The following is a 10,649-nucleotide window of genomic DNA, read 5'->3' on the forward strand; positions in this document are numbered from 1 at the left end:
GGCGCCCGCATCCAGGAAGGCGTCTCGGCGCTTGCGGGCTACGGCGGCATCTTCCAGCGCAACACCAAGGCGTCGGGCGTCATCCCGCAGATCTCGGTGATGCTCGGCCCGTGCGCGGGCGGCGCGGCCTACAGCCCCGCGCTCACCGACTTCGTGTTCATGGTCCGCGACACCTCGCAGATGTTCATCACCGGACCCGACGTGGTCCGCGCCGTGACCGGCGAGGAGATCTCGCAGAACGGCCTGGGCGGCGCGGACGTGCACGCCGAGACGTCGGGCGTCTGCCACTTCGCGTACGACGACGAGGAGACCTGCCTCGCCGAGGTCCGCTACCTCCTCGCGATGCTCCCGCAGAACAACCGCGAGAACCCGCCGGTGGCCGCCTCCGACGACCCCGTCGAGCGCCGCGGCGAGGTCCTCCTCGACCTGGTCCCGGCGGACGGCAACCGTCCGTACGACATGGCGAAGGTCATCGAGGAACTCGTCGACGACGGCGACTACTTGGAGGTCCACGAGCGCTGGGCGCGCAACATCATCTGCGCCCTGGCCCGCCTGGACGGCCAGGTCGTCGGCATCGTCGCCAACCAGCCGCAGTCCCTCGCGGGCGTCCTGGACATCGAGGCGTCCGAGAAGGCGGCCCGCTTCGTCCAGATGTGCGACGCCTTCAACATCCCGATCGTGACGCTCCTCGACGTCCCGGGCTTCCTGCCCGGCGTCGACCAGGAGCACGGCGGCATCATCCGCCACGGCGCGAAACTGCTGTACGCCTACTGCAACGCGACCGTGCCCCGGATCTCGCTGATCCTGCGCAAGGCCTACGGCGGCGCCTACATCGTCATGGACTCCCAGTCCATCGGCGCCGACCTGACGTACGCCTGGCCGACCAACGAGATCGCCGTCATGGGCGCCGAGGGCGCCGCCAACGTCATCTTCCGCCGCCAGATCGCCTCCGCCGAGGACCCCGAGGCCATGCGGGCCCGCATGGTCAAGGAGTACAAGGCCGAGCTGATGCACCCCTACTACGCCGCCGAACGCGGCCTCGTGGACGACGTGATCGACCCGGCCGAGACCCGCGCCGTGCTGATCAACTCCCTGGCCATGCTGCGCAACAAGCACGCCGACCTGCCCTCGCGCAAGCACGGCAACCCGCCGCAGTAGCGGCGCCCCCCGAACTTCCCTGTCCCGCCTGCAGTACCCACAAGGAGAACGCTGCACATGACTACTCCCGACATCCGCGTCGAGAAGGGCCACGCCGAGCCCGAGGAGGTCGCGGCCATCACCGCCATCCTCCTCGCCCGCGCCGCGGCCCAGCCCGCCGCTCCCACCCACCGGGGCCGCGACAAGGCCGGCTGGCGCCGCCTGGAGCGCACCCCGGGCTTCCGCGCCCCGCACAGCTGGCAGGGCTGAGCAACACCGACGTGCGGCGGGCCCCGTTCCTCCTTCCCGGAGGGCGGGGCTCAGCCGTTTCCGGGGGCGGGCGGCAGCGGGTCGAGACCGCATGGCCGCCCGCTGCCGGACAAGGTGAGCCGCAACAGGCGGAAGCCGAGCCACTGGAGCAGCGTGGTCTTGCCGGAGCCCGCCTCGCCGCGCAGCAGCACGCGCGGGGAACCCTTGAGCGCCGCCTCCACCCGCATCCCGGACGTCCGATCGGCCTCGGCCTGCTCCCACTCCGGGGCGCCGGTCCGCAGGATCGGGCGGGCGGGCCGGACGCGGCGGCGGGTTCCGTCGTCCTCGGAGGCGCGCAGGCTCACATACGCCACGGACAGCTTCGTGCGCGGCGCCTGACCGCGGCAAGCACCGCCTCCCGGCCGTTCTCCGTCAGCCCCCGGAACTCGTGCTCCAGGAGCGGCTGTACGCGCCCGGCGACCGCGTCCGCGATCTGCTTCCGCACTCATGCAGGCATTGTGGGTGAACACACAGACGGGCGGGGCCCGTTCCGGCGAGATCCGGAAAGCGGGCGCCGCCCGTCGAAGGGTGCCTCGGACGGCTAACGCAGGCGCGCCATCAGCGCGTGCTCGACCAGGGTGATCAGCGCGCTCTTGGCGTCGGCCCGGTGGCGGGCGTCCGTGGTGATGATGGGGGTGTCCGGGCCGATCTGCAGCGCCTCGCGCACCTCGTCCGGCGTGTACGGCTGGTGGCCGTCGAAGCCGTTGAGGGCGATGACGAAGGGCAGGCCCGAGTTCTCGAAGTAGTCGACGGCGGGGAAGCAGTCGGCGAGCCGCCTCGTGTCGACCAGGACGACCGCGCCGATGGCGCCACGGACCAGGTCGTCCCACATGAACCAGAACCGGTCCTGGCCGGGCGTGCCGAACAGGTACAGGATCAGGTCCTGGTCCAGGGTGATGCGGCCGAAGTCCATGGCGACGGTGGTCGTCGTCTTGTCTCCGGTGTGGGTGAGGTCGTCGATGCCCGCGGACGCGGACGTCATCACGGCCTCGGTGCGCAGCGGGTTGATCTCAGAGACCGCCCCGACGAACGTGGTCTTGCCCACGCCGAAGCCGCCCGCCACCACGATTTTCGCGCTGGTGGTGGAGCGGGCTGTTGCTCCGCCGCTAGAGCTTGCGAAGTCCACTGAGCACCCTTTCGAGCAGTGTCACGTCTGGCTGACCGCCGGCGGACTCGTCGCCGCCGGGCTGATGGATGGCGACAAGACCGGCCTCCGCCAGGTCGGCGACGAGGATTCGGGCAACGCCGAGGGGGATGGAGAGCAGGGCCGAGATCTCGGCCACCGATTTGATCTCGCGGCACAGGTTGCAGATGCGCTGGTGTTCCGGCAGCTGCCCCTGCAGTTGATGCGGTTGTGCGGTGGTGTGCACCAGCGCCTCGATGGCGAGCTGGTAGCGGGGCCTGGTGCGGCCGCCCGTCATCGCGTACGGACGCACCAGCGGGTTGGACGCCACCGGTGCGGACGCCGGCTCCGGGGAGCGGCGCTGCGGCTGCACGGGCTGGATCCGGGGTGCGTACGGCTGCTGGCCGTACGGGCTCGGGCCGGGCGCCTGGGGGCCCGGCTGCCGGTACGGCGGCTGGCGGCGATGGCTGGGCGCGGAGGGGAAGTTGTACCGGTTCTGCGAACCGTCACCCTGGCCCTGGCCGTGGCCGGAAGGCCAGTTGGCCGAAGACGAACCGTCTGGGGGTGTTGCAGCCACGTACTCCTCCTCCGAAACTGTGCTCGGCGCCATCACTGTGGAGCCGCGTCCCGAAACCTTACGGTGCCGGGACGCGAATACGCACCGTCTGTCTGTCAGTTGAGCAGGCTCCCCTGAAGCTCCGCGCGCAGGTCCGGAGTGAGGACGGTGCCCGCACGGTCGACGAGAAGTGCCATCTCGTACCCAATGAGACCGATGTCCGCCTCTGGGTGGGCGAGTACGGCGAGGGACGAACCGTCGGAGATGGACATGATGAAGAGAAATCCTCGCTCCATCTCCACAACGGTCTGGGTCACCGATCCGCCCTCGAAGATCCGGGAGGCCCCGGCCGTGAGGGAGGTCAGACCCGACGCGACGGCCGCGAGCTGATCGGCTCGGTCACGCGGGAAACCTTCGGACATCGCCAGAAGGAGTCCGTCGGCGGAGACCACCACCGTGTGGGACACCCCGGGGGTGTTGTCCACGAAGTTGGTGATCAACCAGTTCAGGTTCTGCGCCGCCTGGCTCATCGGGCTCACACTAACGCTCCTGGTTGTAGGTGCTATCAGGGCTGAAGCCCTGGCCATTCGTGTCACTGCCCGCGCTGCGGCCCCGCTGGACGCCGCGGCGCAGGTTGCTCAGCCTGCCCCGTACTTCCTCGGGGTCGCGGGAGACCTGGGGGCCGCCCTGCGGGGTCTGTTCCGCGGTGCCCTCGACCAGGTTGGCCTTGGGCACCCGACGCGGCAGCCCGGACGAGGTGATCCCGCCCGCCTTCGGCTCCCGCAACTGCTCGGCGCGCTGCCAGCGGTCGTCGTTGGACGAACGCCAGCCGGGGCCCTGCCGCTCGCCCTGCTGAGCGTCGCCCTGCGCGCCGTCGTGGCTCTCGCCGTTCGGGCTCTCCTGGCGCGGCGCGGCGGGGGCGCTCCCGTTGCCGTTCGCGGCGGCGCTGCCACGGCGCGGGAGACCCGCGTCGGTCAGCTCGTGAGCGGCGGGGGACGGGGCCGGTGAGACGGGTCCCGGACGGTCGAAGCCTACGCGTTCGGCGTCGCCCGCGTCAGTCGCCGGAGCGGATTCCGCTTCGGGAGCGTACTCGCCCTGGTAGTCGTCCTGGTAACTGTCCCGCAAGGGCCAGTCGTCCTGGTGGGAACGCTCCGGATAGGTCGCGAAGGGCTCCTGGACACCGCCCGTACGAGCGTCGTGGCCGTCGTGGCCACCCTCCGAATGGGCAGCGTAGCCACCGTCCTGATAGCCGTCCTGCGTCGGGTAGTACGGATCGTCGTACGCCTGCCCGCCCTGGTCGTAGGTCGGCTGCTGGTCGTAGCCGCCCTGGCCCTGGCCGTAACCGGGCGCCTGCTGCCCGTCGTACGCGGCCTGCGCCGGGTCGTACGCCGCGTGCTGGTCGTCGTAGCCGGCCTGCTCGTCGTAGGGGGCGTGCTGGTTCTCGTATTCGCCCTGCTGGTCCTGGTATCCGCCCTGGGTGCCGTCGAAGGCGCCCTGCGGGTCCGCGTAGCCGGACGGCTGCTCGTACGCCTCCTGGGCTCCGCCCTGGACCTCGTCGCGGAACAGCGGACGCCCCGCCCCGGCCGGCTGGCCGGTCTGGGCCTGCGCCTCAAGGGCGGCCCGGCGCTCCTCGCGCATCAACGAGCGGCCCACCGGGTCCAGTTGGTCGCCGGCGTCCTGGCCGTCGCCCTGGTAGCGGCTGTCGTCGAAGCCCAGCTCGGCGGCCGTGCGCAGCGGCTCGGCCTCGCGGACCTGCTGCTCCGGGATGATCGAGGAGACCGTGAACTCGGAGTCGTGCGGCGCCTGTTCGCCACCGCCACCATGCGTGATGTTGTCCGGCAGCATCACCAGCGAGGTGGTGCCCGCCTGCTCGCCCGAGGGGCGGAGCTGGACGCGGATGCCGTGCCGGTCGGACAGCCGGCCGACCACGAACAGGCCCATGCGCTGGGAGATCGCGGCGTCCACGGTCGGCGGGTTGGCGAGGCGGTGGTTGATGTCCGCGAAGTCCTCGGCGGTCAGGCCGATGCCCTTGTCGTGGATCTCGACCATCACACGGCCGTCCGGGAGCCGGGTGGCGGTGACCTTGACCTTGGTCTGCGGCGAGGAGAACGTCGTGGCGTTCTCCAGGAGCTCGGCGAGCAGGTGCACGAGGTCGGTCACGGCCAGGCCGTGGATCTCGGCCTCGGGGACGCCCGACAGCTCGATGCGCTCGTACTGCTCCACCTCGGAGGAGGCGGCGCGCAGCACGTCGACGAGCGGCACCGGCTGGTCCCAGCGGCGGCCCGGCTCCTCGCCGGACAGCACCAGGAGGTTCTCGCCGTTGCGGCGCATACGGGTCGCGAGGTGGTCCAGGCGGAAGAGCGACTCCAGCTGGTCCGGGTCGGCCTCGTTGTTCTCCAGGTCGGTGATGAGGGTCAGCTGGCCCTCGATCAGCGACTGGTTGCGGCGCGAGAGGTTGGTGAAGATCGCGTTGATGTTGCCGCGGAGCAGGGCCTGCTCGGCGGCGAGCCGGACCGCCTCGCGGTGCACCTGGTCGAAGGCGCGGGCGACCTCGCCGATCTCGTCCGTGGACGTGATCGGGATGGGCTGCACCCGGGTGTCGACGCGGCCCGGGTCGGTGCGCGAGAGCTGGTCGACGAGCATCGGCAGGCGCTGCTCGGCGATGCCGAAGGCGGCGGTGCGCAGGCTGCGCATCGCGCGGCTCATCTGGCGGGCCATGAGGCCGGCCAGGATGAAGGCGGCGAGCAGGGCGACCACGACGATCGCGCCGGTGATGAACGCGTCGGTCTTGGCGTCGTCGGCGATGCCGGACGCCTCGCTCACGGCCTTGTCCGCGAGGTCCGCCTCGATGTTGCGGTACCCGTCGAACCTGAGGGTGGTGGCGGCCCACAGGGCGGGGGCGGTGATGCCCTTGCCCGCGAGCTCGACCCGCGCGCTCGGCTGGGTGGAGGACAGGCTCGCGATGAGGCCCGTCGCCTTGTCGGCGCGCGGCATCGGGACGTACTTCTCGCCCTTGGCGCGGGCCGCGGCCGCGGCGTCCTCCGACTGCTTCTCGGCGGCGGCCGTGATCCGCTTCTTCTCGTCCTCGAGCTTCTTGACGTCCGCGGGGGTGCCGCCGCCGGTGTACTCCTGGATGGCGATGTTCTCCAGGTACGCGTACGAGGAGTAGGCGACGCGCTGCCTGGACAGGTCGGTCTGGGTCGGACCCGGCTCCACCAGGATGTGGGTGCCGATGGAGCGCTGCAGGGAGAGCGCGGCCTTGGCCAGCGAGACGGCGTAGACCGTGCGTCCGTAGGACGTGATGTTTCCGGTGCCGAGGCCGAGCTCGTTGGCGAACTCCATCAGCGGGTGCTGGATGCCGACGTAGCCCTCTTCGGTCTCGACGCCGGGAAGCTTGTCGGTGTACGCGGCCTCGCGCAGGCCCTCCAGCTTCGGCTCGACCTTGCGGAAGCCGTCCAGACGGCGCTTGAGGCCCTCCTTCTGCGGCATGTCCTCGGCGGCGTCGTCGAACGCGGCGGCGGCCGCGTCCGTGGCCTTGCGGGCCTTGACGACGGCGGGGTCGTTCTTCTTGCCCTTGAGCAGCGGCGCGGCGGAGATGTCGCGCTCCTCGATCAGGCGGTTGCCGTAGTCGAGGGAGGCGCGCACCAGGCGCGCGGTGGCCTCGGCGTCGCGGGCCTGGTCCCAGGTGTCGATGGCGCCCTTGACCTGGAAGCCGCCCATCACCAGGCCGACGAGCACGGGTATGAGGAGGATCGCGTTCAGCCGGGTCGGCACACGCCAGTTTCTGGGCGACATCCGACCGCCGGAGGCGGCCTGCTGCGGCTCGCTGCCCGGTACGTCCGCGGACGGCGCTGCAGCGCGCGGCGGCGGGGTGAAGTTGCCCCGCGTGTCCCGGTCCGGGGATGCGGGGCTCGTCTTGCTTCGCCTCACTCGACCAACAACCTCTCGGCGGCGGCCCCTGCGCTGGTGCCGCTGTCGTCTCCAAAGGCCCGTGCTACTGGGCAGTTCAGCGCATTCCAGCACGTCAGGCAGTGCTCTTCCAAACAGTAGGAAAGAAGAGTTCCGAGTGGTGTAAGCCTCAGATAAATCGGTCATAAAGAGCGAGCCCCGCCAAAAGGCGGGGCTCTTGTGAGCACAGCGAGACCGGCCGACCGCGATGTGTCGCGGGGCCGGTGCAATTCTCTGTCGAAACGTTATGAACACGGCAGCCGTCCGTGTCAAAGGACACAGATCGTTCCGTGCGCTCTACGACAACTTCCGTATGGTCCCGCCTACTTGAGTCGTGCCATAAGTGCGTGCTCGACCAGCGTGATCAGGCCACTCTTTGCGTCCGCACGGTGCCGGGCATCGGTGGTGATGATGGGCGTGCCGGGGCCGATCTGCAGTGCCTCGCGCACCTCTTCGGGCGTGTACGGCTGGTGGCCGTCGAAGCCGTTGAGGGCGATGACGAAGGGCAGGCCCGAGTTCTCGAAGTAGTCGACCGCGGGGAAGCAGTCGGCCAGGCGCCGGGTGTCGACGAGCACGACCGCGCCGATGGCGCCGCGCACCAGGTCGTCCCACATGAACCAGAACCGGTCCTGTCCCGGCGTACCGAACAGATAGAGGATCAGGTCCTGGTCGAGCGTGATGCGGCCGAAATCCATCGCCACCGTCGTGGTGGTCTTGTCACCGGTGTGCGTGAGGTCGTCGATGCCCGCGGACGCGGACGTCATCACGGCCTCGGTGCGCAGCGGGTTGATCTCGGAGACCGCGCCGACGAACGTGGTCTTGCCGACGCCGAAGCCGCCCGCCACCACGATCTTGGCGGACGTGGTGGACCGGCCGGCGGAGCCGGAGTCCGTGAAGGCGCCTCCGTCAGAGCTTGCGAAGTCCACTGAGCACCCTTTCGAGCAGTGTCACGTCGGGCTGGCCGCCGGCGTTCTCGTCGCCGCCGGGCTGGTGAATGGCGACGAGCCCGGCCTCGGCCAGGTCGGCGACGAGGATGCGGGCCACACCGAGCGGCATGGAGAGCAGCGCCGAGACCTCGGCCACCGACTTGACCTCACGGCACAGGTGGCAGATCCGCTGGTGCTCCGGGAGCAGCCCCATGAGCTGTGCCGGGTCGGCCGTCGTGCTGACCAGCGCCTCTATCGCGAGCTGGTAGCGGGGCCGGGTCCGGCCGCCGGTCATCGCGTACGGACGCACCAGCGGCTGGTCGCCCTCACCTCCGTACCCGGCATGGGACGCACCGTACGGGTCGTGAGAGGCGGTGGGCGGGTTCATGGATCCTCCGGGCGGGACAGCAGTTGTCTGCGTTCCGTCTGACAGAGCCGGGTGGGGGCATGACTGGCGGCCGGACGGTGGTCGGGACGTTCGGTCGGTTCGCTCGGACGGTGGGGCGGCCGAGAGGGGCGGGGCGGCCCGGGGGCCGCGCTAGTGGAGCAGGCTGCCCTGCAGTTCGGCGCGCAGGTCCGGGGTGAGGACGGTGCCCGCGCGGTCGACGAGAAGGGCCATCTCGTAGCCGACGAGGCCGATGTCGCACTCCGGGTGCGCGAGCACCGCGAGCGACGAGCCGTCCGAGATGGACATGAGGAACAGAAAGCCGCGCTCCATCTCCACCACGGTCTGGGTGACCGCGCCGCCCTCGAAGATCCGGGAGGCCCCGGCCGTGAGGGAGGTCAGGCCGGAGGCGACGGCCGCGAGCTGGTCGGCGCGGTCGCGCGGGAAGCCCTCGGACATCGCGAGAAGCAGGCCGTCGGCGGAGACCACGACCGTGTGGGACACCCCGGGGGTGTTGTCCACGAAGTTGGTGATCAACCAGTTCAGGTTCTGTGCCGCCTGGCTCATCGGACTCAACTAACGCTCCTGCTGGTGAGTGGGGAAACTGCCGGTCTGGCCGGTACCGGCCTGGCGACCCTGCTGGATGCCCCGACGGAGATTGGTCAGCCGACCGCGCACTTCTTCGGGCGCGCGAGAGACCTGCGGACCCGTGCTGTCCTGTGCCTGCTGTGCGGTGCCCGCCACGAGGTTCGCCCGTGGGACGCGGCGCGGCAGCCCGGACGTGGTGACGCCGCCCGCGGAGGGCTGCCGGACGCGCTCGGCCTGGCGGCCCAGTTCGTCGTTCGGCGTCGTGCGCCACGCGGTGTTGCCGGTGTTGTTGCTGTTCGCGTTCGGGCCGCCCGCGGTCGGCGCACCGCCCGTACGCTGCGGCAGCGGCGGGGTGGCGGGGCCGCCGGGGCGACCCTGCGTGGACCCGGGGCGCTGCGGGAGCTGCTGGTCGCGCTGCGGGAGCGGCTGCTGGGGAGCGTCGGGCCGGGGGGCCTGCTCCGGACGGCGGCCGGGCTCGGCGCCATTGTCGCGCTGCGGGGCCTGGGGCTGCTTGGACCGGCGGGGCTGCGGGCGCGGGGGCAGCCCCGGGTGCCGCTGCTCGGTCTGCCGGTTCCGCTCGGCCTGCTGCTGCGCCTCGTTGGCCTGGGCCTGGCGCTCCTCCTGGGCCTGCCGCTCCTGCTCGGCCTGCTGCTGCGCCTGCTGGGAGAACCAGTTGGTCTCCAGCGTGTCGTACAGCGGCGTACGGCCGTCCAGCGGGCCGGACGCGGGCGGGAGGGCCTCGGGCTCGCCCTGCTGCGGGTTCTGCTGCTGCGACTGCGGCTGCTGCGGCGCCTGCGGGAGCTGGGCCCCCGGGCGCTGCGGGGCGGACGGCTGCCGGCCCTGGGGGCCGGGCGTCTGCGGCTGCTGCGGGGCGCCCTGGTTGCGGTCGCCGCGCTGGCCCTGACCCTGGCCGCGGCGCGGCGCGGGCGGACGCGGCACGTTGAACTCGCCGGTGCCGTGAGGGGGCCGGCCGCCCTGCGGGGTGCCAGGCGTGCCCTGGGCGGGGCCGCCGAAGACGTCGGAGCGGACGAACTCGCCGGTGTTCTGCCCGCCCGGGGCCTGCGACGCGCCGCTCCGGTCGGCGTCCTGGCCGGACGTGCCCGGGGGCGGGCCGTCGAAGTCGGGACGGTCGAACTGCGCGGTGGAGCCGGGGCCCTGCCGGTCGTCGGCGAGGCCCGCGGGGGCCGCGAACTGGCCGGTGGACTCGGGCTCCTCGTGGCCGCGGGGCGCGTCGAACGGCTCGCGGGAGACCTGCGGCTGCGCGTTCTCGTCGCTCCAACTGGGCGTACGGGGCTGCTGGTTGCCGCCGCCCGGCAGCTCGGCGCGCGGCCCGCCGCGAGGCGGGAGCTGGGGCCTGCGGCCCTGGTCGGAGCCGGAGCCCGCGCCGGGACCCGCGTCATTCGTACGCTGCTGGGGCACCGGCGGCTGCGGCATGTTCGCGCCGGGGCGGCTGCCCTGCGAGAAGCCGGGGCGCGGGGTCTGCGGGTTCTGGGGGAGCTGCGGCGCCTGCGGGCGCTGCTCGCCGGAGCCTCCGGCGAGCCCTTCGGGACCACGGGCACCGGCGCCACCGCCGGGCCCGGACGCACCGGCCCCCGCGAGACCACCCGGCGCCACCGGCGACCCGGCCGACGGCGACCCCGCCGACGGCCCCTGGGCCCCGCCGCGCGCGGGCAGCGC

The 10,649-nt window shown here is 71.9% G+C and carries 11 protein-coding genes and 1 pseudogene; 2 read left to right on the plus strand and 10 right to left on the minus strand.

The genetic code is table 11. From position 1 onward, the window contains the following. Together STRAU_RS18570 and STRAU_RS18575 are read left to right on the plus strand one after the other, a co-directional pair. A partial coding sequence (locus STRAU_RS18570) for an acyl-CoA carboxylase subunit beta (RefSeq protein WP_037660299.1) occupies positions 1-1,158 on the plus strand: 1,158 nt, incomplete at its 5' end. A gap of 57 nt (positions 1,159-1,215) precedes the next feature. Beyond that, positions 1,216-1,407 carry an acyl-CoA carboxylase subunit epsilon gene (locus STRAU_RS18575; RefSeq protein ID WP_016641899.1) on the plus strand — a complete coding sequence of 64 codons (192 nt, stop codon included), beginning with the start codon at positions 1,216-1,218 and terminating at the stop codon, positions 1,405-1,407. Positions 1,408-1,457: 50 nt separating this feature from the next. On the opposite strand, the gene STRAU_RS18580 is transcribed toward STRAU_RS18575, so the two are convergent. The 10 genes and pseudogenes from STRAU_RS18580 to STRAU_RS18620 form a co-directional block, all read right to left on the minus strand. Then, positions 1,458-1,760, minus strand: coding sequence for a hypothetical protein (locus STRAU_RS18580; protein WP_016641901.1), 303 nt, complete (start codon positions 1,758-1,760; stop codon positions 1,458-1,460). Further along, entirely contained in the window at positions 1,748-1,891 is a 144-nt protein-coding gene (locus STRAU_RS44685; protein ID WP_016641900.1) for an NACHT N-terminal Helical domain 1-containing protein, read from the minus strand. Before STRAU_RS44685 ends, STRAU_RS18580 begins: the two co-directional genes overlap by 13 nt. Before the next feature lie 96 nt (positions 1,892-1,987). Continuing rightward, entirely contained in the window at positions 1,988-2,572 is a 585-nt protein-coding gene (locus STRAU_RS18585; RefSeq protein WP_030361923.1) for a GTP-binding protein, read from the minus strand. Further along, positions 2,553-3,179 carry a DUF742 domain-containing protein gene (locus STRAU_RS18590; protein ID WP_052029145.1) on the minus strand — a complete coding sequence of 209 codons (627 nt, stop codon included), beginning with the start codon at positions 3,177-3,179 and terminating at the stop codon, positions 2,553-2,555. The genes STRAU_RS18585 and STRAU_RS18590 overlap by 20 nt, the downstream gene beginning before the upstream one ends. A 62-nt stretch (positions 3,180-3,241) precedes the next feature. Beyond that, positions 3,242-3,655, minus strand: coding sequence for a roadblock/LC7 domain-containing protein (locus tag STRAU_RS18595; RefSeq protein WP_030361925.1), 414 nt, complete (start codon positions 3,653-3,655; stop codon positions 3,242-3,244). A 10-nt stretch (positions 3,656-3,665) separates the two neighbouring features. Then, the gene (locus STRAU_RS18600) at positions 3,666-7,055 is read right to left on the minus strand and encodes a sensor histidine kinase (RefSeq protein ID WP_037660302.1); all 3,390 of its coding nucleotides are present in this window, start codon (positions 7,053-7,055) and stop codon (positions 3,666-3,668) included. A gap of 341 nt (positions 7,056-7,396) precedes the next feature. Next, entirely contained in the window at positions 7,397-7,999 is a 603-nt protein-coding gene (locus STRAU_RS18605; RefSeq protein WP_016641906.1) for a GTP-binding protein, read from the minus strand. Next, complete coding sequence (locus STRAU_RS18610) at positions 7,980-8,387, minus strand: DUF742 domain-containing protein (RefSeq protein ID WP_037660304.1); 408 nt, start codon at positions 8,385-8,387, stop codon at positions 7,980-7,982. Before STRAU_RS18610 ends, STRAU_RS18605 begins: the two co-directional genes overlap by 20 nt. 150 nt (positions 8,388-8,537) lie before the next feature. After that, positions 8,538-8,951: a roadblock/LC7 domain-containing protein gene (locus STRAU_RS18615; RefSeq protein ID WP_016641908.1), complete on the minus strand. Its 414-nt coding sequence runs from the start codon at positions 8,949-8,951 to the stop codon at positions 8,538-8,540. A gap of 9 nt (positions 8,952-8,960) precedes the next feature. Next, positions 8,961-10,649: pseudogene (locus tag STRAU_RS18620) on the minus strand (nitrate- and nitrite sensing domain-containing protein); the annotation flags it as partial.

The sequence above is a fragment of the Streptomyces aurantiacus JA 4570 genome, from assembly GCF_000414115.1.
Lineage (GTDB): Bacteria > Actinomycetota > Actinomycetes > Streptomycetales > Streptomycetaceae > Streptomyces > Streptomyces aurantiacus_A.

Excerpts from the sequence above, each read along its gene's own strand:
- STRAU_RS18595 (WP_030361925.1), bottom strand. The coding sequence starts at position 3,655 with ATGAGCCAGGCGGCGCAGAACCTGAACTGGTTGATCACCAACTTCGTG.
- STRAU_RS18575 (WP_016641899.1), top strand. The coding sequence starts at position 1,216 with ATGACTACTCCCGACATCCGCGTCGAGAAGGGCCACGCCGAGCCCGAG.
- STRAU_RS18615 (WP_016641908.1), bottom strand. The coding sequence starts at position 8,951 with ATGAGCCAGGCGGCACAGAACCTGAACTGGTTGATCACCAACTTCGTG.
- STRAU_RS18610 (WP_037660304.1), bottom strand. The coding sequence starts at position 8,387 with ATGAACCCGCCCACCGCCTCTCACGACCCGTACGGTGCGTCCCATGCC.
- STRAU_RS18590 (WP_052029145.1), bottom strand. The coding sequence starts at position 3,179 with ATGGCGCCGAGCACAGTTTCGGAGGAGGAGTACGTGGCTGCAACACCC.